This window comes from Streptomyces sp. NBC_00386 (assembly GCF_036063235.1).
In the GTDB taxonomy this organism is placed as follows: Bacteria; Actinomycetota; Actinomycetes; order Streptomycetales; family Streptomycetaceae; genus Streptomyces.
This window is the reverse complement of record NZ_CP107950.1, coordinates 9,154,668-9,175,631: the sequence shown is the minus strand read 5'-3', so window position 1 is coordinate 9,175,631 and position 20,964 is coordinate 9,154,668. Positions and strand designations below refer to the sequence as shown.

Genomic DNA, 20,964 nt, shown 5'->3' with positions numbered 1-20,964 from the left:
CTTCGTTCCGGAGCATTAGGTCACACGTTGCCGATCGGCCGACATGGCAGGTCCCGGAAGCGTGGAGCCCCGGCCGAACTGCCGGGTTCCGGCAACATCGAGCGCTCACGGGGGTCGGCCCCCGACCAGCCGGAGCCGCCGCCCCGACGGGCGCTCCCGATCAGCCGGGGTCGCAGCCCGACGGGTGTTGCCGATCAGCCGGAGTTGTAGCCCCAACGGGCCTGACCGTCCCTGCCCATGAAGCACTTCGCGGGGCGACCGTCGGCCGTGGTGGCGGTGGCGCCCACGGGAGAGCAGTACTGCCCGAACCCGATGCCGGACCGGCCGCCCGTGCCGCCGGTGGTTCCGCCCGAGGTCCCGGAGGAGCCGCCCGTGGAACCACCATTGCCGGTGCCCCCTCCTGACGCACCACCCGCCGTGGCGGAGCCGCTCGTGCCCCCGGTACCCGGTTTCGGCTTGGGTTTGAGCTTCGGCTTGGGTTTGGGCTTCGGCTTCGGGCTGGACTTGGCGCAGGAGTCACCAGGACCGATCAGCCACAGGTCGGCCCGGGTCGAGAGCAGAACCTCGCTGTCGGGTGCCGGCTGCTGGCGGCACACCCGCCAGTCGTCCACGTCCCGGGAACCGTGGTCGAGACGCTCACCCGTGTGCGCGTGCATGGCTGCCGTGTACACGAACCCCAGGTCGTCCACGGCACGTGAGGCCTCGCGGAAACTCTCGCCCCGGAGGTCCGGCATGACGATCCGTCGGGGGCCGAGCAGCCGCGTGGGGCACGCCTCCTTCTCGGGGACCGCGTAGAGCGTCAGCACCCTGACGGCCGGGCGGACCATTTCCTTTCGGGAGGGCGTCTGGAAGCAGACCCGCCAGCCGGGCGCCGAGTCCTTCACCGGCCGGAAGGACGAGGAGGCATCGGCCGCCGTCACGGCCATCCAGGACTGGCGTCGCGCGTCCGCGACGGCCGTGGTGAGCGCCGTTCCCTTGAAGTCCCGTACCGCCACGGGGCCGTCGGCGCCTGCCCGGGCGGGTGTCTCGTGTCCCGCGCCCCAGGCGGCGGAGACCATCGTCATCGCGACCATGGAGGCGAGGATGGGGCGCCTGCGGGCCCAGGCCCACACCCGGGCTCGGCCGTGGGGGCGTACGAAGGAGCCGGCGGGCAGCATCTCGCCCGTCTCCGCGAGCAGTTCCCCCTTCGGGTCGAGCGTGGACCCGTGAAGCTTGCACTCCTTGCCGTCGACGACGATGACGGTGGAGTCGAGGATGCCGTGCTCGCGGCGAAGGATAGACACGGGTTCGGGCACGCGGGTCGCCTTGGGGGCCATGAGACTGCGGAGCAGCACGAGTCCGCGCCCGGTGAGCGCGGCGTAGCCCCAGCCGCAGTGGTAGAGGGACCGCACGGATTCACCGGGTCCGAGTTCCGCGAGCAGTGCCTTCTTGTGGTCGTCGGGCAGCGACAGCTTCTCCCCGGCGACGACCGCGGCCAGGCGCGGATCATCGGCGGTGGAGGCCTGCACCACGTTCCCGGTCCCCGGCAGAAGGTCGCCGGACGGGTCGATCAGCGAACCCCACACGGTGATCCGTCGCCCCTCGACGGACACGTCCACGCGTGACGCGGCCCCGTGCGCGGGGCGCATGATCACCAGAGGCCTGTCGACCCGCGCGGGCGTCTCCCCGTTCAGGAGGATGAGCGCGTCGGTGGTGAGCGCGGCGTACCCCAGCCCCTGGTGGTAGAGCGCGATCACCCGCTCCCTGGACCCGAGCGTACGGAGCAGTGCGTCGGCCTGACGGAGGGGAAGGGGGACGATCTCGCGGGCGGCCACCTCGGCGGTGCGCGGGTCGTCACGCAGCCGACGCTGCGCGGGAGTTGGGGACATAGGCGGAGAATAGCCGCTGTCGATCTTCGGCAGAAACTCCGCTCCATGAACCGATGCAGGGCTGTGACCTGCACAGATGACGCCGTCTCGCCGTCGCGTCACCAACCGTCCGGCGGCGGGAGGCGGTCGGCACGCCCGCAAGGTTTCGGCCATCGGGTCAACTCCGGTACAGCACGACGGCACAGACGCTGCGCCGGGAAGCGAAACGGAGCTGTCCGGGAGAGGACGTCAGCCGATCAGTTCCGGCGCGAGCCGGTGATACCGCACCAGGAGCACGTTGAGCGCCGCGATGATCAGGACCGCCGCGGCGATGGCGAGCAACGCGCGGCCTGTCCCCCACGGCGTGATGAGCGTGCCGAGGGCGCCGCCCACGAAGATGCCGCCGACGGTGGCGACGAGCCGGGGACGGATCGTGTGCCGTTCCGGTGTCGCGGGGACGGCTCCGGTGAGGCCGTGAATGAGGCGGACCAGCGACACCTGGACGAGCAAGGTGGGCATACCGGGAACAGCCGCGCGCAGTGCGGTGTCCGCGCGCAGTCCCATGGCGAAGCCGACGATGGCGATGACCAGGTTGTCCGGGTCCTCGGCGAGCGAGCCGGAACCGTGCCGCCACAGCGCTGTCGCGCCCGCGAGCGCCAGCAGTACCCCTTCCACCGCCAGCGCGGCCGCGAACCAGTGCCGGTGGTGTGCGACGAGACCCTTGGTGGTCAGGGCACCGGCCAGGGCACCGAGGACGAAGGCGACCAGGGCGATCGCCGGGCGGACCACCGACACCTGTCCCTCACCGGCTACGGCGAAGGACAGGAAGAGCACGTTGCCCGTGGCCAGGGCGGTGAAGACGTGGCCCATGGTCAGGAAGCTGACCGCGTCGGCCGCGCCCGCCAGGACGGTGAGGGTCGCCATGACGACGGTCCGTTGGCGTTCGCGTCGTTCGGCGGACGGCAGCGGTGGGGGTGGCGGTGCGGATTCTTCACTCATGCGGACAGTCTCGGCACCGGCGACTTCACAGCCGCGGAGTCGGGTCCGACACGCGCCGACCGTGCCGCCAATGGACGGCCCGCAACGGTCGTCCACCGGTTGTTCGATCCGGCCCGCAACGCAGAATGACCAGAACCCGGGCGGGTCTCCACGGGACATCGCCAGGCACCGGGGTGCCAGGGCTGGGACAGGCTTCCCTCCCGGACCGGATGAGAGGGGTGACGGTGGTGTCGAGCGGCGCGGTGTCAGCGGACGATCCTGACCGGGACCCAGACGAGCATGTGCGGTTCGCTCGTTACCGGAGCGCGTTCGACGAGGTGGCCCCGGCGGATGCGGCTTCCCTCATCGCCCAAGTGCTCACCGATCCGGATGGAGAGATGGCGAGCAGCGCCGTCTGCGAGTACCTCGACAGACGAGCCGCAGAACTGCTCACGGATCCCGTCTACCCTGCCTGGCGCCTGGAGATGACCGGCCCCGTTGGAGTGGACGACTTCTCCACACGGCGCCTCAATGAGTGGACCTTGCTGCGGGCGATGACCTTGAACGAGCCGTGGGACGCCGAGAACCTGCTCGCGTCCTCCAACTGGCTGCAGCTCCGCACCGCCGAGGAGTTCTCAGCCGTGACCGTTCTGGAAGTTCTGGCCGAGAGTGGCCGTACCCGCCGCATCCGCAACATCGCCGAGTCCCGGATGTCCGCCGCCCAGCGGTCGATGCCGGCCGGACCGGTGCGCAGTGAAATCCGCTCGACCCGGTCACCTCGTTGAAGAGACCCTATGGGCATGGAGTTCCTCTGCTTCCACCGCGACCGGCCCGACTCCCTGCCGCTGCGCGACGAGCTGCTGGAAGAGCACTGGTCATATATGGACCGGTACGCGAAGGAGATGATCGCCCGGGGCCCGACCCTCGCCGACGACGGCGACACAGCCACCGGCAGCGTGCACATCGTCGACCTGCCCGATCCCGCCGCCGCCCGCGCGTTCGCCTTCGACGAGCCGAACTACCAGGCCGGCGTCTACCGGGACGTGCTGCTGCGACGGTGGCGCAACACCCTGGGGCGCACCATGTGGGACTTCCCCGGCGGCCGGACCGGTGGCAACCGGTACCTGGTGCTCGGCCTCGGCACGGGGCAGGCCGCCGATCTCGCGGTGCCGCCCGCCCGGGACGAGCTGATCGCCTACGGGCCGCTGCTGTCCGACAACGGCGCCACCTGGCTGGGCACGGCGGCGTTGCTCCGGGCGCCTGACCCGGACACGGCACGCACCATCCTGGCCCCGGACCGGTACGCCGACATCGAGGTGCACAACTGGCAGTTCGGCGGGCGGCCGTCATAACCCCAGGACGTCCGGCCGAAGCCCCTCGGATCGCTCGGCATCCTCGCGTTTCACCCGAACCCACGGATGCATCGGTCTGACGCACATCGGTGCACCCGTGGGTTCGCGCCGAAGAACCTTCGGTTTTCCTGAACCCACGGGGATCCTGGGGCGCCGTTGACGTGTGTGTCGCCGGCCCGGACCGGGTTGGCGAGCCAGGTGGTTCCCCCCGGCCGCATACAGGCGTTCTCCGCCGTGCACGTTCGCGCGGTGATCAGGACGGCCAGGACCAGGCCGAGTGTGCCGGTGATGAGATGCCGTTCGCGTCCTTTGATCTTCTTGTTCGCGTCGATGCCCTGGCTGGTCTCGGCCACGTTCGCCGAGGTCTTCACGCTCTGCGCGTCGATCACGGCCGCGGTCGGCTCCGCGCGGCGGCCGTGGGAGCGTCGGGTCTTGTCACGCAACAGGTCGTGGACCTGCTGGGTCGTGCCGTCCGCTGCCCACTTCGCGTAGTAGTCGTAGACGGTCTTGTACGGCGGGAAGTCGTGCGGCAGGTACTCCCAGGGAATGCCGGTTCGGTTGACGTAGAGGATCGCGTTGACGATCTCCCGTAAGTCGTGGACCCGGGCCGCCGCGCCGGGACCCGTCCGCTTGGCTCGCCAAGCGGTGAAGGCAGGCTGGATCAAAGCCCAGCGGGCGTCGGAGACATCACTGCGATACGGACAACGAACACTCACACATCACCCAACGACCACCAACGCCGGCAGTCGCAAAATCATCCCTGACTACCAACTACTTGGATCAGATGCCCTCCAAGTCCGAACGCCCAACCCGGCCGCTCGACCCATGCACAAGCGTCGTCCGCATCCGTACCTACCTCTTCAGCCGCGCGCGGGATCATCTCCTGGCGCAGTCGGCTCGCTCCACCCGAGGGACCGGGGAGACGCAAGGGCTCCCGGGCGCAACAGGCGTGAGCAGAAACCGCCCACTCTCCCTCTCTTCATCTCAAGTGATTACGAAACGGACGCCCGCCGACTACGCCGAAGCCCTGGTCCTCACCCTGGAGGGACAACGCTGAAGACGCTCATTATTTCGAGTTAACCATCACTACCTTCGACCGCGTTATCCGTGGTGCCCGCAGGTCTCATCCTATGGTTCGGGCATATCGACCTCGCCCCCTACGAGGCGGTTGGTACGGGAGACTTGCATGAGTTCAGTTGAAGCCGTCCGTGCGGTACGGTCGGCCGCACAAAATCGACAGGCCCTTGAGCGACGTCCCTGCGGATCGATCAACTCGGACCTGTTGCCGGTACCGCCGTCGGATTTCGAGAAGTATTCCTATGTAGGCCGCCGCCTACGGGTGTTGACAGTTGCGTCGCTGGTGAGCATCAGCTGCCTCGCCTTGAGCCAGTTCCGACTCTTCTCCTCGGCGCCACTGCTGCGGTTCTTCTATCCGCTTCTGGCATTCACAGTCCTCTACTACTTGATCTCGCTTTGGGTGAACCTGTTCAGCCGTGATTTCGACCTCTCACGCCACCAAAAGCTCGTGGGTTCCTGGCGCCCCGATGTCTACCCGTCGGTCGATGTCTTCCTGCCGGTGTGCGGCGAGCCTGTCGAGATCCTGCACAACACCTGGACCCATGTCCGTGCGCTGGCAGCCCACTACCCGGGGGTCTGCGAGCCGTTCGTCCTGGATGACTCGGCCAGTCCTGAACTGCAGTCCATGGCTGATGAGTTCGGATTCCGCTATGCCACCCGCAGCAACCTGGGCTGGTTCAAGAAGGCCGGCAATCTGCACTTCGGGTTCGAGCAGACCCACGGCACGTACATCCTTATTCTCGACGCCGATTTCGCCCCGCGCGCGGATCTGCTCCACGAACTTCTTCCGTATCTGGCGGAAGACGAGCGTCTCGCCATCGTCCAGTCCCCTCAGTACTTCCGTGTGCTGGACGCCCAGAACTGGATCGAACGGGGTGCCGGCGCCGTCCAGGAGCTTTTCTACCGGGCTGTCCAAGTCTCCCGGCAGAGCAACGACGGGGCTATCTGCGTCGGAAGCTGCGCCGTCTATCGACGGGCGGCACTGCATGAAAACGGCGGCACTACGCTCGTCGAGCACTCGGAGGATGTCCACACAGGCTTCGACCTGCGGAGTCTCGGGTGGGATCTGCGCTACGTCCCGATCGCGCTGTCGGCAGGCGTGTGCCCCGACAACGCGGATTCCTTCTTCCGTCAGCAATACCGCTGGTGCGCCGGCTCGATGAGCATGCTGTGCAGCTCCAAGTTCTGGCGGGCAAAGATGCGGATCTCAAGCAGGCTTTGCTACCTGTCGGGCTTCCTCTACTACATCCACACGGCCCTGTTCACATTCGTCGCTCCCCTCATTCCGATTCTGCTCCTGCTGGCGTTCCCGGAGAAACCCACCGCGGAGACCATGTGGCTGGTCTTGCCCAGCGTCTTGTACACGACCACTGTTTTCCCTCTGTGGCACAAGGTTCCCTACCGCCTCGAAGCCTGGGCCGCGCGGATGATGTACGGCTGGGCGCACACCTTCGCGATCTGGGACATCCTGCGTGGGCGGCATGTGGGCTGGCAGGCAACCGGTTCTTGCAGCGCGAAGCTCAGCGGCACCGAGCGGCATCGGATCGGCATGTGGTCGTGGGGCGGCGGGACCGCCCTGCTGTGGGTCGGATCCGCCGCATGGCGCACACTCACCCTCGACCCCGTCGATTTCGTCATTCTCCTCTCGTCCGGACTCTTCTACGCTGTGGTCGTCGCGAGAGCCCTGCTGCAGCCTCGTGCGATGGGAACCCCATGACACGCGCCCTTGCCGTCGTCGCGCTGATGTCTCTCACAGCCTTCGTGCCCGCAGCGTCCGCCTGCGCCCCAACCGCGGCAGGCCGCCATGGCGGTGCCGTGGCGGCTGCCGATGCCTCGCCCTACGACGTAGGCCCGCTGTTGCACCCGTCGAAGAAGTACTTCGGAGTGTCCCGGCCCAAAGCCCCACATTCCATGGAGCCGGTGCTCGACTGGGCTCGGAAGGTCGGCAAACAGCCAAACTTGATCGTCTATTACGCGGGCTGGGGCGACAGTTTCGATGCCTCGGGCACGCGCAACGCCTGGAACTCGGGGGCGATGACAGTCGCCTCCTGGGAGCCGCACGGCACGACGCTCACCCGCATTGCCGACGGTGCGTCCGACAGCTATCTCCGGGAATACGCGAAGGCGGTCCGGAGACTGAACATCCCGATCGCCATCAGCTTCGCGGACGAGATGAACGGCGACTGGGAGGAGTGGGGGACCACCGGGACCACGCCACAGGAGTACGTCAGGGCCTGGCGTCACGTCCACGATGTCTTCGAGGCTGCCGGGGCCACCAACGTGATCTGGACCTGGTCACCGAACATCGTTCAGCCAGGCACACACAAGGATTTGAGCCCCCTTTACCCCGGCGACGCGTACGTCGACTGGGTCGGTCTGATCGGCTACTTCACCGACTGGGACCCTCACTCCTTCGACGGCCTGTTCGGAACGACCCTGACGGAGATCGCACGCTTCAGCCGAAAGCCGCAGCTCCTCCTGGAGACCGCCGCCATGCCTGGCCGACACCGCGCTCAAGACGTGCGTGCCCTGTTCCACGGAGTCACCGCCTCCCCCGGCCTCGTCGGGTTCGCCTGGTTCGACCACAAGGCGCGCGCCGACTGGCGGCTGGACGCGAGCCCGGAGGGCGCCGCGGAGTTCCGGCGTCTGAGCGCCGATGACCTCTACGGCTTCGACGTGCGGAGGGTCCGATGACACCCACACAGCACGGTTCCCAAACCTTCTCCCCCACTCCCGCACAGGTCGACGACCACCACGCGCCGGCTCACCACCTGCCGAAGGCGCCCACGGTCGCATGGAGCTCCGCCGGGTGCCGACGGCGCACCTGGATCAGCCGGACCGTCCTGCTGACGATCCTGGCTTTCCAAGCGGCACTCTCACTGAGACTGTCGAACACGGCGTTCCAGGACGAGGCTCTCTACCTCACAGCCGGTCGTGCCGAAGTGAGCCACCTGCTCCACGGGACAGCGGTGCAGACCAACTACGCCGCGTACTTCTCCGGCTCGCCACGTCTGTACCCGGTACTCGCGGCCGTCGTGGACAGCCGATTCGGACTGTCCGGCGCGCGCATGCTCAGCCTGTTCTTCATGCTGGGCACCACTGCGCTGCTGTACTCGTTCACGCGGCGGCTCTTCAACGAGCGGGCGGGGCTGGCCGCCGCAGGCCTGTTCTCCGTGGCGCAGTCGACCATCGTCATGGGGCACCTCGCCACCTACGACGCACCCGCCGTGTTCCTCCTGGCATCGGCCACCTGGATCGTCGTGCGCACCGCTGGGATGTCCTCTCCGACTGTGCTCCTCGCCGCGCCCGTCGCCGTCCTGGCTGTCGGTGTGAAGTATGCGGCCGGCCTCTACCTGCCCACCATCGTCGCACTGGCCCTGCTCACCGCACTGCCGCATCGGCGCCGCAGCGCGTTCCTTCGGGCTTTGCTGCTTGTGCTCGGTATGAGTGCTCTGCTTGTGCTCGGCATGTACAGCACCGATCTGTCGGCAGGAGTGCGCCAGACCACGACCAACCGTGAACATGGTTCCGACGGGGCCATGTTCCTGCTTGAGCAGTCGATCGCGTGGGGCGGACCACTGTTCCTCGCAGCAGTCGCGGGCGGGATCTCGTACGCCCGGCGCTATCGCTTGCACGAGTCACCGCTCGCTCCTGGGTCGAGCGGCCCGGGACGCGTACAGCGGTCGTTGCTCGGGGCGCTGATGTGCGCCACAGCGCTGCTCGCGCCCGCGTATCAAATGCACCTGGGGACGGTCGTATCGCTGTTCAAGCATGTCGGCTTCGGTCTCCTCTTCGCCGCCCCGATGGCGGGCGTGGGCCTGACGCGACTGGTGGGCGCGCACTTTCGCCACACCCACCTCGGCATTGCCCTGTGGTCGGCAACGCTGTGCATCGGTATCTCGCAGGCAGACTGGCGCTTCGCAAGCTGGCCCGACTCCTCGACGATGATCCGAACGATCTCCTCCCACGTGAACCGCAAGGGCCACTACCTCAGCTCAACGCCCGAGGTACCCGTCTACTACCTGCGTGACAGGACGACTCACCGCCAGTGGCAGAGCGTCTTCGGTATGGAGTACACGGACGGGCACGGCGTCCGCCACACCGGCACCGATGTTTACTGGAAGGCGCTGCGAAACGGCGAATTCGACCTGGTCGTCCTCGACGGGTTCACCAACCCACGAGTGAACGGCGTCATCACGGACGCGCTGAAAGGGAATCCGCACTACCGTCTTCTCGCCGCCCTGCCTTTCCACAGCGCCAGTAACGACGTCCGGACCCACCTGCTGCGAACCGTGCCTTTCGTCGAGCACAACGGCCACTACCGGATCTGGTTGAAGCGATGAGTCACTTGACCTGGCACTGAAGGGCCGGGTTCGGCGACAGCACTCCCGACCATGGCAGCGAACGCAACGGCACACTCGGCCTGGTCCTGGCCGTCCGGATCACCGCCGCGAACGTGCAGGAGAATCCACCCGCGCCGTCCCGATGAGCCTCCCGAGCCCGGCCGGGACGGACCGCCGGTCGTGGTCCTCAAGGAGCACCCCTAGACACTGGTAGACGACTGCTGCCTGCTCACGCATCGGCAACTTGGCGCACTGGTCCGGCCATCGACGACTGGCGAGCTGTCTCCGCTCACTACAGCGGGTCGGACTCCAAGAAGGTACGCATCTCGATGGCAAGGTGGCGCATGTCCTCTCCAGGAGCATGGCTGGTCGTCATTTCGAAACGCCACTCGTCGTCAGGGAGACGGTCGTGCAGCCCCCACGTCAGTCGGACGTGTGATCCTGCGTGCTCGGCAGCCAGCGTCAGGTCGTCCTCAAGAGAGCGCCAAGTCCTGGTGCCGTTCCATCCTCGAAACTTTTCCGCCAGCTCGGCAAGGAAGACATCGAGGCCGTCACCGTCCCAGGTCCTCACCATGACCTCGATTCGCACCGACTCCCCTTGAGCCGTCGCGAGGAAGTCGCGCATCAAGTCATCCCGCTCTTCCGGGAAGGAGCGTGTCAGCTGGTGGAAGCGCAGGCTGATCGCTCGATAGCGGTCACCTCCGACGCGGACGGCTGGGCTGGTCTCGTCTTCCTCCATCACGAGTGCAGGCTACGAGTAAGAGAATCCTTGTGACCAGGGGTTTGTTCCTCCTGCCGGACACCGGCCTTCGGAGTGGGTACAGCGCGGTTTCGACGCCGTCATTCCGTCAGGACGTCATCGACGGCAACGCCATGACCCGCATACGCGCCCTGACCGCCTGCGTCCAGACCGAGCGGACCGCCCGTGTCGCGGCCGTAGTGAGCGCGGTCGGCCTCGAGGACGAGCCACGGGCTCCGGCGGCCGAAGCACTGGCGGCAAGGGCGGCCATCCTGAAGTCTGGCCGCACGTGCCTGACGGGGACTCCTCACGGGAGGGGTACCGACACGACGACGGAGGCAGCATTCGATGGACCGAGCCGACGACGACGCACGGAAGATTCGCAGGGATGGCACCGGACCCGGCTGCCCGATCAGCCGCGGGGACGACGGCACATGGCAGGTGCGCGGCTACACAGCGGCCCGCACCGTTCTGCGCAGCACCGACACCGTACAAGCCGGTCTGGGCATCGAGACCGTCGAGAAGCTACCCGCCCGGATCCGGAGGCCCGTGCTGTACCGCGACGGGCCCGAACACCGGGAACACCGCCGTCAGACCGCCCGCTACTTCACACCCCGCCGCGTGGACGAGCACTACCGGGAACTCACCGAACGCGTCACGCACAAGCACCTGAACACCCTGCGGACCGAGGGCGAGGCACGGCTGGAGGACCTCACCTTCGGCGTCGCGATCGACGTGGCGTGCGGGGTGATCGGCCTGACCCGCAGCAGACCCGGCATCCAGCGCCGGCTGGAGCGCTTCTTCCCCGAGGAGTTCGGCAGGCCCGGGCTGACCAGCCCGCACGGGATCTACTGGCTGCTGCGCCAGAACACCAACTGGCTGCGGATCTACCTCGCCGACGTCCGCCCGGCCGTCCGCGCCCACCGCGAACGGCCCGCCGACAACCTGATTTCGCACCTGATCGCGGAGGGCTGTTCGAACCCCGAGATCCTCGGCGAGTGCCTCACCTACGCCGCTGCCGGAATGGTCACCACCCGCGAGTTCATCTGCGTCGCCGCATGGCATCTGTTCACCGACGCCGCTCTGCGCGAGCGCTACTCGACCGGGAACGAGACCGAACGCCTTGCGGTGATCCATGAGCTCCTGCGCCTGGAACCCGCGGTCGCCCGACTGAGCCGGCGAACCACCGGCGCCCTCGACGTCCCAGGCGCCGACGGCCCGGTCACCGTACCCGCCGGCGCGCTCGTCGACATCTACGTGGACGAGGCCAACACCGACCCGCAGGCTGTGGGCGCCGCCCCCACTGCGGTCTGCCCCGGCCGGCCGGCAACGACCGGGCGGTACGCGGCCGCCCTGTCCTTCGGAGACGGACCGCACCGCTGTCCCGGCGCCGACATCGCGATGATGGAGACCAACGTCTTCCTCGGGCACCTCTTCGCCCTCAAGGGCATCCGAATGCTCACACCGCCCCGCGTCACGTTCCAGGACGAGATAGGGGGCTATGTGATCCGCGGACTCCGGGTGGCCGTCGACCGGGAGTGATGCCGGGCCGTCAGCACTCGTCCAGCGTCCCGGCCACGCACGCGCCCCAACGCGACGAGATCATATGGTTCGCCCGATTCCGTGATACATGAACCTCCCGCCGCCTCGCCCGGTGTCAGATGTCCAGAACGTTCCTGATGGTTCGGACGACGCCGTCCTCGCTGTGCGCGGGAGCCAGGTGACGGGCGCGGCTGATGACGGCGGGGTGGGCGTTGGCCATGGCGTACGACCATTCGGCGGCGTCGAGCATGCCGAGATCGTTCAGGTAGTCCCCGAACACCATCGTCTGGGCCGGACCGATGTTCAGGTGCTCCTGAAGCCGGCGTACGGCAACTCCCTTGTCGGCGCTGTGGTTCATGACGTCGATCCAGTGCTCACTGGAGACGACGACCTGGTGGGTGTCGGCGAAGGACGCCAGGGCGGGCGCCGTGGTGCGCTCGATCGGCCCGAAGTCGAAGACGGCCACCTTGACGATCTCGTCGTCCACCGCGGTGGCATCGTCGACCAGGCGGTGCGCGTTGTAGTACCGGCCCACTTCATCGAGAAAGGCCTGGTCACCTCGTTCGATGTAGGCCGCGCGCTTGCCGCAGACGACGACGCCCACGTCCACTCCCTCGTCCGTGAGCTGCCGGACGGATTTGACCAGGCGGGCGGCGACAGCGGGGTCGAGTGGGTCCGAGGAAACCTCCACGCCGTCACGGACGACGAACGCGCCGTTCTCCGCTATGTAGACCATGCCGTCGTCGGCGCCGGCGAACAGATGCGCCAGCGTGGCGTACTGACGTCCGCTGGCCGGGCTGAAGACGATGCCCCGGCGGCGCAGATCGGCAAGCAGCGGCCACAGCCCCTGCGGGACACGCCCGTCGGCGTCCAGCAGGGTGCCGTCCATGTCGGTGACGACGAGCCGGATGCCGGGACGAGGGGAGAAGGAAGCAGGAGCAGAGGCAGGGACAGGGGCAGGGCGCGTGGTCATCATGTTCCGGGTGGGTCGGTGCGGAAAGGGGCTGAGGGCGGTCACCACTGGGTGGCGGGGTGGGCGGCGCGGACGATCAGGGAACCGAGCTCCTCGACGGCACGGGAGCGTGCTCCGGCCAGCTCGGGCAGGGTCAGGGCCGCCGCGGTGACCGGGACGGAGCGTGGCGAGCGGGTCAGGTGTTCCTCGAGTGCGGCGATCAGGCGGGGGCGGGAGCCCCAGGGTCCGCCCACGACGACCGTCCGGGGGTCGGCGAAGGAGAGGGCCGCGGACAGGACACCGCCGATGGCGTGTGCCAGTGCGACGCGTACCCGCTCGGCACCGGCGTCGGGGGCTTCCAGGATTTCCAGCAGTTTCGGCACGTCGACGGCGCTGGAGGAGACCCGGCGCAGGTCGAGCGCGGCGAACACCTCCGTGAAGGGCATCGCCTGCCCGTCCGGCCCCGCCGTGTACAGGTGTGCGATCTCCCCGACGAGCCCGCGATGTCCGCGGCGCACGACGCCGTCGCCGACCACGGCGCAGCCGAGGCCTTCTCCGAGGTGGAGGTAGACGAAGTCGTCGACGCCCTGCACGCAGCCGTACTCGTACTCCGCGCGCGCGGCCCAGTTGACGTCGTTGTCCACCAGGACCGGGCCTGTCACCGTGCCGGCCAGGACGGCGGGCGGATCGAGTGCGCCCACCAGGAACGGAGCGTCCGGCAGGTGCACCAGTCGGCCGGTCGCCCGGTCCACGGGGTCGGCGGCGCTCACGACCGCCAGACGCAGCGGTCCGCCGACCTGGCCGCCGAGCCGTACGGCGGCCGCGCCGAGCGCCTCGGCGACCGCTTCCTGTCCCGCGTCGGCTTGCAGCGCGGCGCGGACCTGCCCGTGGGTGCGTCCGAGGGCGTCCACCGCCTCGGCGACCACGCCGTGCGGGGTGATGCTCGCCACCAGGGCGGTACCGAGGCGCGGGGCCAGCGCGTAGTAGGAGCCGACCCGGCCGCGCCCGGTGGTGCGCTCGCCGGTGTCGACGACGAGTCGTGCCTGCTCAAGCCGCTGGACACTCTCGGAGATGGTCGGCTTGGAGATGCCGGTCCTGGTGGCGATCTCCGCCCGGGTGAGCCGGGCGTGGGCCATCAGGGCGCGCAGCACGTTCTCGTCCGTCAGGGCACGCAGCAGTTCCAGGGACGGTTTCGGCGCGGTCATACGATCATTCTAGTAAGGACTCTTTCCCAAACATGCACGCGGGCCTGCGTTGACGCGCCAGGGGGTGGAGACGGCATCCAGCCGCTCCGCGATCTGTTCGGGCCGCCAGGCGTCCGTCCGCCGGGCATCGAGTTCATCCGCTGCGAGTACGACGCCACCACGGGGCAAGGAGTCGGTCATCCCCACAAGCTAATGGGGCAGCCCATGGTGACCGCTCCAACGGGAACCGGGCATAAGTGAGGGAGGCGGCCCGTGAATGAGCCGCCTCCCGTGTTCGGCACGATCAGCAGGGGAAGGTGCCGCTGTAGAGGGCGTGTCCGTACGAGGAGGTTCCGGAACCGAAGCCGTAGACGCCGTCGTCGCTCCAGACCGCCTCGCGGAACCCGTTGACGCAGGTCGAGGTCGGCGCGATCGCGAAGCCCTCCAGGTTGTCGGCCGGCATGACGGCCGGGTTCGTGTAGGTCACGTCCGGCACGATCGCGCCGGAGGCGTTGACCTTCATGAAGGTGTGGGTCTCACCGCAGGTGTTGTCGCAGGTGGCGACGAGGCGCTGGGTGCCGGCGTCGTACGTCACGTCCATCACGGAGGCCTTGCCCGTGGCGATCGTGCCGAACGTGGTGAACGTGCCGTCGGAGTTCAGACCGTAGACGTGCAGCGAGCCGTCCCACTCCAGGCCGGCGAAGAACAGGCCCGACCCGTGCAGCGGGTAGTTCGCCGGGTTGTAGGCGGCACCCGTGAGCGGGTTGACCCAGCCGTTCGCGGTCAGCCAGCTGTCCGGCACGTATCCGACGCCCTCGAAGCCGAGGTTGGCGTCGTCCTTGCTACCGGTGTTGAGCTGCGGGAACTGCGAGGTCATGTCCCACTGGTGGACCGGCGTGAGCGTCGATCCGGTCGCGGCCGGGTCGAATTCCAGGATCGTGTCCTTGGGAACCGTGTTGTTGGTGTTGTCGCGCTCGGAGGTCACGTAGAGGTGGCCGTTGCTGCCGACGGTCAGGCCCTCGGAGTCCGGCTCGCCGGAGCCGCTCGCGAAGCGGATCTGCTTGCCGCTCGCGCTCCAGGTCGTGTCCGGGATCCACTTGCCGTTGCTCTTGACCAGCTTGTACAGCCAGTTCTTGTTCTTCACGGCCCACAGCACCGACGGGTTCGCCGAGTCGAACGCCAGACCACTCACGTCCCGGCCTTCGGGACCGGTGGACGTGGTGAACGCGCAGACGTTGTCCACGATCGTGACGTCCAGCCCGCCCGGCCATGCCGTCGTGCCCGAAGGGGTGGAACCCGTACCGGACGGCGCCTCGGGCGCGCAGCCGCTGGTGAGCGAGCCGCCGCCGCCGAGCAGTTGGCCGGTCTGCGAACCGCCGCCGCCGGTGCCGCCGCCGGTGCTGCCCGAGCAGGAGTTCGCGCTGCCGAGCGTCGCGGTCCCGGCGGTCTGGAACCAGCCGGAGCCATTGGCGCAGCGCTCGTCCGACGGCTTGGCGGCGTCGGTCGTCCAGGTCACCGAGTCGATGGTGTTGCCGCTGCTGTCGAGAAGGAGGACCGAGTCGTTGTCACCCAGGCCGATGGTGGAGTTGAACGTGACGTAGCCGCCCGCGGGGATGCTGCTCGCGCTCGGCGAGGAGGACGAGACCGTCACCGCGGAGTGGGAGGTGTCGGCGTCGACGTACTTCCACGAGCCGACGCTGACCGCGCTCGTTCCGCCGTTGTACAGCTCCACGGTGTCGGAGCCGTCCGAGGCGACCTCGTTGATCCGTACCCGGCTCGCCGCCGGGATCGACGACGGGCAGCCCGAGGCGTTCGCGGCGCCGAACGTGGCCGCCGAGGCCGCGGTCACCCACGCCCCGGTGCCGTCGCCGCCACAACGCGCCATCGCCGGCTTCGCCTTGTCGGTCGCCCACTCGACGCGGTCGACCACTGTGCCGCCGGACGTGTAGATCACCAGCTTGTCCGCATCACCCAGTCCCTTGGGCGAGTTGAAGGTGACGAAGCCACCGGCCGGGACAGAACTGGAGGACGGGCTGAACGACTGCTGCGAGAAGCTGTCGTCGGACATCTTCCAACCGCTGATGCTCACCGCGGTCGAGCCGGAGTTGTACAGCTCCACCGTGTCGTTGTTCGATGAGGTGACTTCGTTGATCCGAACGTTCTGATAGCCGACCGGGTCGGCGGCAGCCGCGGGCTGAGCGGCCAGCAATCCGGTGACGAGGAGTCCTGAGAGCGTCAGGGACACGGCGCACACAGAGGCGACGCCGGCACGCGAAGGTGAGGTAGGCACGAAGGGGAACTCTGGTCAGACGATCTTGAAACGCCGTGTACTCCGGTTGAACAGCAACTTCTGGCCACCGGAACGTCAGACATACGCCGCCGCCGGCCGGCATGGCATCGTTCCCCCTGTTCCCCTGAGGCTCAACAGCAGCCGCAAGCCCCGTCATCGATCCGCCGCGGGCTCCTTGGCAGTACCGGTGCGGACCGGAAGGGCAAGCAGACCGCGGGACCGCATCGAGGGACGCCATTGCAGTTCGCCCGGAGACACGTCCAGTGCCATGTCCGGAAAGCGGCCGAGGAGCGCGGACAGCGCGATCTCGGTTTCCATGCGGGCCAGAGGAGCGCCGAGGCAGTAGTGGATGCCGTGGCCGAGGGCGAGGTGCCCGGTGGCGTCCCGGTCGATGTCGAAGCGGTCGGGGTCGGTGAAGCGGCGTGGGTCCCGGTGGGCGGCGGCGAGGGACAGCAGAACAGTGTCGCCCGCCGGGACAGTGACCCCGCCGATGGAGACGTCCTCGGTCGGAAACCGGCGGATGGCCAGGGGTACCGGGCCGTCGTAACGAGCCAACTCCCCGACCACAGAGCTCAGTCGCGCGGTATCGGCCCTCAACTCGGCCAACTGCTGGGGGTGGCGGAGCAAAGTCAGGATCGCGTTCCCGATGAGGTGCACGGTGTTCTCGTACCCGGCGAACAGGATGAGGAAGGCCAAGGACATCAACTCGTCCTCGCTCAGCCGGTCTTCCTCGTCGCGTACGGCAATCAGCGCGGAGAGCAGGTCATCCGCCGGGGCGGTCCGCTTGCCGGCGATGAGGTGGGTGAGGAACGACAGCATGCTGCCGACCGCTTCTTTGGCGAGGGACGGGCGCGCCGGATCGGGAGCCACGAGAGTGTCGGTCCATGACCGGAAGTCGAGCCGGTCGGCTGGGGCCACACCGAGCAGGTCGCAGATCACGGTGATCGGCAGCGGCGCGGCGTACGAGCGGATCAGGTCCGCGTGTCCATCCGCGGCGATACGGTCAAGAAGCTGGTCAGCGGTGCGCTGGACCGGCTCGCGCAGCTGCTCGATTCGGCGCGGGGTGAAGGCCCGGGTCACCAGACGCCTGATGCGGGTGTGGTCCGGGGGGTCCATGTTGAGCAGGTTGGCGTCCAGTGCCGGTGGTAAGGCCATGCCTCGGTAGCCACCGGGAGTCGCGTTGTGCTTGTCGAGGGAGAGCCGCGGGTCGGCGAGCGCCTCACGTACGTCGTCATAGCCGGTCACCAGCCAGGCAGGCAGCCCGTCCGTCCCAGTGATCCGGTGTACGGGCCCTGCCCGGCGAAACTGCGCATAGACGGCGTAGGGATCTTCCGCGAGTGCCCTGATGTCAATTGGCGCCTGCTGAGCGGGGGTTGCATCAGTCATGCCCTGACCCTACTTGCGAATGAGCCGCGTGCCTTTGACGGCCCGCCACCGTCCGCAGAGTCAGGGGAATACGCGCCACCTGCGCGTGTCCGTCTCGGCCCGCGGGTTCAGGCGAGGGCGGCGACCAGCAGGGTGAAGGCGGCGACGATGACGGCGACGCGGACGTAGTGGAAGCGGTCCCAGCGGTTCATCTGCTGCTTCCAGTCGGCGGGGAGGCCGTCGGCGGTCCACGTCTTGACCCGGTTGTTGATCGGGACGAGCAACAGGATCGACATGACCACGCTGAGAATCAGCAGCGCGGCGGCGGTGACGACGAGGCCGGCGCCGTGGTGGTGCCATCCGGCGACGGCCCAGACCGCGGCGAGGACGAGCGAGCCGATGTACCAGAACGGCATCACGGCGCCGAGCAGCCGGGCCCCGTGGATGCGGCCGCGCAGGCCGTTGTCGCCGGGGAGGCCGTTGAGGATCGGGTTGACGAAGAAGGCGACGGAGAACTCCACCCCCACCATCACGCCGACGGCCACGGTGGTGAAGACCTCGAGTGCGTTGAGCATGATGACCCCTCTTGGAATCTAGCGCTGCTAGGTGATGAGGCAACGCTAGTACTGCTGCCGCTCGATTGTCTAGCGGTGCTAGGATCGAATCATGTCGGTACAGGAACGCAAGGAGCGCGAACGGGCGGGCCGCGAGCGCCTCATCGTGGCGACGGCCCGTGAACTCGCGGAGCAGCAGGGCTGGGACGCGGTCACCACGCGCCGGCTCGCCGAGCGCATCGAGTACAGCCAGCCCGTCCTCTACAGCCATTTCCGCGGCAAGCGCGAGATCATCGGCGCCGTCGCCCTCGAGGGCGCCGCCGAGATGGCCGCGGCGCTGCGGGGCGCGGCCTCCGCCGCGGACGGCCCGCGCGCCCGGGTCACCGCCCTGGCCCGCGCCTACCTCGACTTCGCCGAGCGCAACCCGGCGGTCTACGACGCCATGTTCCAGCTCGACGGTGGCCTGGCGTTCGCGCACGAGGACACCCCGGAGCCCCTGAAGGACGCCTTCGCCGCTCTGCTGGAGAGCCTCGGCGAGGTCGCCGGGGACGGCGTCCACCCGGCGCTGTTCACCGAGGTGTTCTGGGCGGCCCTGCACGGGCTGGCGACCCTGACCCGGGCGGGTCGGCTGCCGCCGGGGGACGCCGAGCGGAGGGTGGAACTGCTGGTGGACCGGCTCGCCATGGTCTGACGCATCGCCATGATGACGCCCCGTTGACGGCCGGGTCCGCCTGCTGAGTGTGCACACTGGCAGCGCGTCTCAGCTTCCCCGCTCCAGGGCGTGTCGTGAAAGTGAGTGTCGCGCTCATGGAGCACGAAATTGCTGGACGGTCAGGGACGTTGGTCACTTCATGACTCAACGACCAGAGCCTCGCGCACTGTCCGACGAAGCCCTCTCCAGCTTGCTCGGCCGGCAGCAGTTCGGCACGCTCGCCACCATCAAACGCAGTGGCCACCCCCACCTGACAACCATGGTGTACAGCTGGGACCCCGAAGCCCGCATTGTGCGGTTCTCGACCACGGCGGACCGGGTCAAGGTCCGGCACCTGCGGCGCAATCCACGCGCGGCACTGCACGTGTCGGGCGGTGACGTGTGGTCGTTCGCCGTCGCCGAAGGCGAGACCGTGGTCTCCGAGAGCACGACCGCTCCTGGGGACGCGGTCGGGCTGGAACTGCTCGGGATGATCCCGAAGGCCGCGAGGCCCGAGGACGAGGATACGTACCTGGAGGAGTTGGTCGCCGAGCGCCGGGTGGTCATCCGGCTGAAGGTGGACCGGCTGTACGGCACGGTGCTTGACATCGACGACTAGGGCGTGTCCGCAAAGTCGCGTCGTCCGCCCGAAGGGCGGGCCCGGCGGCGTCATGGGGGTCCCCCTGCTCGAGCGAAGCCGAGAGCTCGGGGGAGCGTGCTCTCGGCGTGCCGGGCGCAGGCCCTCGTACTGGACGTACTTGGGTCTTCGCCCGGTGCGGCGAGTGGGGGTGCCCCCTGCTCGAAGAGCTTGGGGGAGCGTGCCAGGCGTCGCCGGGCAGGCGAGACTTTGCGGACACGGCCTAGGACACAGCGCCGGCAACCGAAGACGAGGCCACCGCTTTCTGCCGGATCTCACCCGCCAGCCTGAGCGGCGCGGACACCATGGACGAGCTCCGTCAGGAGATCCAGGTGACCGTCGGCCCCTTACAGCCGGGTTTCACCCCGCCGTCCCACTGCTCCGCGCTCACCAGCGTCTGCCCGGTGCCGTCACCCGCCTGCACCCCGGTGGCTCCTGAACCGCCTGATACGCCACGAACCCGGGACTGCCGGGCCTGCGGGCCGGGGCTGTGGCATCAGGCTGCCTGGGGGTTAAGATCCGCTGCCGACCTGCGGAAAGTCCGAACGGGCGGCTTCCAGGGGGTGTGAAGTGACCGGATCGGTCAGGGTGCCGCGCGGACAGGCCCGGTTCGCCTGCGGCGCCATCGCCGCGTTCGCGCTGGTGACCCTCGCGGCCGGGCTGGCGGCGTGGCACAAGTACCAACTGCTGGCCGGACCCCTGACGCGAGGACCCTACGTCGACAACCCGTTGGTCGGGGCCGACACGTACTTCAGAAACCTGATGGGCTGGCGGACCGCTCTGCTTCTCATGGCCCTGTTCCAGTTCAGCATCTGGCTGGCCAACATGCGCGACATCGCGGACGTGCTCTGGCGCCAGGGACAGCGTCGGCGCAGAGCGTGGCTGATCTTCGGCTGGGTGATACCGGTGGCGCAGCTGTTCATACCCAAGATGTTCGTCAACGACCTGTGGGCCGCCGGCCGACCCGAGCCGCAGCGCCGTAGAGGGCACCCCCTGCTCACGGCATGGTGGCTGTCCGTCCTCGTCGCGGCGAATGCCTACAGCGACACCTCCGACGATCTGAAGAAGGCGGTCAGCGCGAGCCAGGCACGTCATGCCCTGCGGCAGATCATGCTCAGCGACGGTCTGTACATCTGCGCCGCAGTGCTGTCTATCATCGTCGTCCGGCAGCTCGTCCGCAGGCTGGAACGCGCCGCACCGACGGTGATCGCGCCTGTTGAGGTCTACCCCGCGAGCCTGGCTAAATCCTGATAATTGCCGTACAACCGAGCCGCCCTGCCCCCTCGATGCGGACTATGGGCGCGGAGGTTGCCGATGGCAGGTGAGAGCCTGTAGCCGCTACGGTCCTGCCTCTCCGTCTTCCTGATCGGGAGAAGGTGCACGGCTCCGGCGATCCAGCTTGCGAACAGCAGG

General features: G+C 68.3%; 17 protein-coding genes and 1 pseudogene. 9 read left to right on the top strand and 9 right to left on the bottom strand.

Going from position 1 to position 20,964, the window contains the following annotated elements; all coding sequences use genetic code 11:
- Window positions 1-194 precede the first annotated feature (194 nt).
- Together OG780_RS40150 and OG780_RS40145 are read right to left on the bottom strand one after the other, a co-directional pair.
- Window positions 195-1,868, bottom strand: coding sequence for a PASTA domain-containing protein (locus tag OG780_RS40150; RefSeq protein ID WP_328456703.1), 1,674 nt, complete (start codon window positions 1,866-1,868; stop codon window positions 195-197).
- 228 nt (window positions 1,869-2,096) lie between these two features.
- The gene (locus OG780_RS40145; RefSeq protein WP_328456701.1) at window positions 2,097-2,846 is read right to left on the bottom strand and encodes a YoaK family protein; all 750 of its coding nucleotides are present in this window, start codon (window positions 2,844-2,846) and stop codon (window positions 2,097-2,099) included.
- Window positions 2,847-3,223: 377 nt separating this feature from the next.
- Between OG780_RS40145 and OG780_RS40140 the strand changes: the two genes are divergently transcribed.
- Both OG780_RS40140 and OG780_RS40135 read left to right on the top strand, forming a co-directional pair.
- Window positions 3,224-3,610 carry a hypothetical protein gene (locus OG780_RS40140; RefSeq protein WP_328456699.1) on the top strand — a complete coding sequence of 129 codons (387 nt, stop codon included), beginning with the start codon at window positions 3,224-3,226 and terminating at the stop codon, window positions 3,608-3,610.
- A 15-nt stretch (window positions 3,611-3,625) separates the two neighbouring features.
- Window positions 3,626-4,177, top strand: a complete 552-nt coding sequence (locus OG780_RS40135; protein ID WP_328456697.1) for a YciI family protein — start codon at window positions 3,626-3,628, stop codon at window positions 4,175-4,177.
- A gap of 248 nt (window positions 4,178-4,425) precedes the next feature.
- Here OG780_RS40135 and OG780_RS40130 read toward each other — a convergent pair.
- Window positions 4,426-4,893: pseudogene (locus tag OG780_RS40130) on the bottom strand (IS5 family transposase); the annotation flags it as partial.
- 470 nt (window positions 4,894-5,363) lie between these two features.
- Between OG780_RS40130 and OG780_RS40125 the strand changes: the two are divergent.
- The 3 genes from OG780_RS40125 to OG780_RS40115 all read left to right on the top strand — a co-directional run bounded on the left by OG780_RS40125 (window position 5,364) and on the right by OG780_RS40115 (window position 9,597).
- The gene (locus OG780_RS40125; RefSeq protein WP_328456695.1) at window positions 5,364-6,971 is read left to right on the top strand and encodes a glycosyltransferase family 2 protein; all 1,608 of its coding nucleotides are present in this window, start codon (window positions 5,364-5,366) and stop codon (window positions 6,969-6,971) included.
- Between the two features lie 98 nt (window positions 6,972-7,069).
- Entirely contained in the window at window positions 7,070-7,948 is an 879-nt protein-coding gene (locus OG780_RS40120; protein WP_328456693.1) for a glycoside hydrolase family 26 protein, read from the top strand.
- Window positions 7,945-9,597, top strand: coding sequence for an ArnT family glycosyltransferase (locus OG780_RS40115; protein WP_328456691.1), 1,653 nt, complete (start codon window positions 7,945-7,947; stop codon window positions 9,595-9,597). Before OG780_RS40120 ends, OG780_RS40115 begins: the two co-directional genes overlap by 4 nt.
- A 292-nt stretch (window positions 9,598-9,889) precedes the next feature.
- Here the strand turns inward: OG780_RS40115 and OG780_RS40110 are convergent, their stop codons facing one another.
- Complete coding sequence (locus OG780_RS40110; RefSeq protein ID WP_443062351.1) at window positions 9,890-10,336, bottom strand: DUF6228 family protein; 447 nt, start codon at window positions 10,334-10,336, stop codon at window positions 9,890-9,892.
- A 348-nt stretch (window positions 10,337-10,684) separates the two neighbouring features.
- On the opposite strand from OG780_RS40110, the gene OG780_RS40105 reads away from it, so the two are divergent.
- Entirely contained in the window at window positions 10,685-11,878 is a 1,194-nt protein-coding gene (locus tag OG780_RS40105) for a cytochrome P450 (RefSeq protein ID WP_328456687.1), read from the top strand.
- 115 nt (window positions 11,879-11,993) lie between these two features.
- Here the strand turns inward: OG780_RS40105 and OG780_RS40100 are convergent, their stop codons facing one another.
- From OG780_RS40100 to OG780_RS40080, 5 genes are all read right to left on the bottom strand, one after another.
- Window positions 11,994-12,851, bottom strand: coding sequence for a Cof-type HAD-IIB family hydrolase (locus OG780_RS40100; protein WP_328456685.1), 858 nt, complete (start codon window positions 12,849-12,851; stop codon window positions 11,994-11,996).
- Between the two features lie 41 nt (window positions 12,852-12,892).
- Window positions 12,893-14,035 carry an ROK family transcriptional regulator gene (locus tag OG780_RS40095; protein WP_328456683.1) on the bottom strand — a complete coding sequence of 381 codons (1,143 nt, stop codon included), beginning with the start codon at window positions 14,033-14,035 and terminating at the stop codon, window positions 12,893-12,895.
- Window positions 14,036-14,318: 283 nt separating this feature from the next.
- Window positions 14,319-16,259 carry a lamin tail domain-containing protein gene (locus tag OG780_RS40090; protein WP_328456681.1) on the bottom strand — a complete coding sequence of 647 codons (1,941 nt, stop codon included), beginning with the start codon at window positions 16,257-16,259 and terminating at the stop codon, window positions 14,319-14,321.
- Window positions 16,260-16,457: 198 nt separating this feature from the next.
- On the bottom strand, window positions 16,458-17,690 hold the full coding sequence (locus OG780_RS40085; RefSeq protein WP_328456679.1) for a cytochrome P450 family protein: 1,233 nt from the start codon (window positions 17,688-17,690) through the stop codon (window positions 16,458-16,460).
- A 107-nt stretch (window positions 17,691-17,797) separates the two neighbouring features.
- Entirely contained in the window at window positions 17,798-18,244 is a 447-nt protein-coding gene (locus OG780_RS40080; RefSeq protein ID WP_328456677.1) for a DUF1772 domain-containing protein, read from the bottom strand.
- Between the two features lie 91 nt (window positions 18,245-18,335).
- Here OG780_RS40080 and OG780_RS40075 point away from each other — a divergent pair, with 91 nt between their 5' ends.
- The 3 genes from OG780_RS40075 (at window position 18,336) to OG780_RS40065 (ending at window position 20,802) form a co-directional block, all read left to right on the top strand.
- Window positions 18,336-18,914, top strand: coding sequence for a TetR/AcrR family transcriptional regulator (locus OG780_RS40075; protein ID WP_328456675.1), 579 nt, complete (start codon window positions 18,336-18,338; stop codon window positions 18,912-18,914).
- Between the two features lie 160 nt (window positions 18,915-19,074).
- Window positions 19,075-19,533 (top strand): PPOX class F420-dependent oxidoreductase, encoded by a 459-nt coding sequence (locus tag OG780_RS40070; protein WP_328456673.1) that lies wholly within the window; start codon window positions 19,075-19,077, stop codon window positions 19,531-19,533.
- Between the two features lie 588 nt (window positions 19,534-20,121).
- Window positions 20,122-20,802: a DUF4328 domain-containing protein gene (locus tag OG780_RS40065; RefSeq protein ID WP_328456671.1), complete on the top strand. Its 681-nt coding sequence runs from the start codon at window positions 20,122-20,124 to the stop codon at window positions 20,800-20,802.
- The last annotated feature ends 162 nt before the right edge of the window (window positions 20,803-20,964 follow it).

Coding starts and splice junctions, on each gene's coding strand:
- OG780_RS40095 (WP_328456683.1), bottom strand. CDS start 14,035: ATGACCGCGCCGAAACCGTCCCTGGAACTGCTGCGTGCCCTGACGGAC.
- OG780_RS40150 (WP_328456703.1), bottom strand. CDS start 1,868: ATGTCCCCAACTCCCGCGCAGCGTCGGCTGCGTGACGACCCGCGCACC.
- OG780_RS40075 (WP_328456675.1), top strand. CDS start 18,336: ATGTCGGTACAGGAACGCAAGGAGCGCGAACGGGCGGGCCGCGAGCGC.
- OG780_RS40070 (WP_328456673.1), top strand. CDS start 19,075: ATGACTCAACGACCAGAGCCTCGCGCACTGTCCGACGAAGCCCTCTCC.
- OG780_RS40125 (WP_328456695.1), top strand. CDS start 5,364: ATGAGTTCAGTTGAAGCCGTCCGTGCGGTACGGTCGGCCGCACAAAAT.
- OG780_RS40085 (WP_328456679.1), bottom strand. CDS start 17,690: ATGACTGATGCAACCCCCGCTCAGCAGGCGCCAATTGACATCAGGGCA.
- OG780_RS40105 (WP_328456687.1), top strand. CDS start 10,685: ATGGACCGAGCCGACGACGACGCACGGAAGATTCGCAGGGATGGCACC.
- OG780_RS40135 (WP_328456697.1), top strand. CDS start 3,626: ATGGAGTTCCTCTGCTTCCACCGCGACCGGCCCGACTCCCTGCCGCTG.
- OG780_RS40080 (WP_328456677.1), bottom strand. CDS start 18,244: ATGCTCAACGCACTCGAGGTCTTCACCACCGTGGCCGTCGGCGTGATG.
- OG780_RS40140 (WP_328456699.1), top strand. CDS start 3,224: ATGGCGAGCAGCGCCGTCTGCGAGTACCTCGACAGACGAGCCGCAGAA.
- OG780_RS40145 (WP_328456701.1), bottom strand. CDS start 2,846: ATGAGTGAAGAATCCGCACCGCCACCCCCACCGCTGCCGTCCGCCGAA.
- OG780_RS40115 (WP_328456691.1), top strand. CDS start 7,945: ATGACACCCACACAGCACGGTTCCCAAACCTTCTCCCCCACTCCCGCA.
- OG780_RS40100 (WP_328456685.1), bottom strand. CDS start 12,851: ATGACCACGCGCCCTGCCCCTGTCCCTGCCTCTGCTCCTGCTTCCTTC.
- OG780_RS40110 (WP_443062351.1), bottom strand. CDS start 10,336: ATGGAGGAAGACGAGACCAGCCCAGCCGTCCGCGTCGGAGGTGACCGC.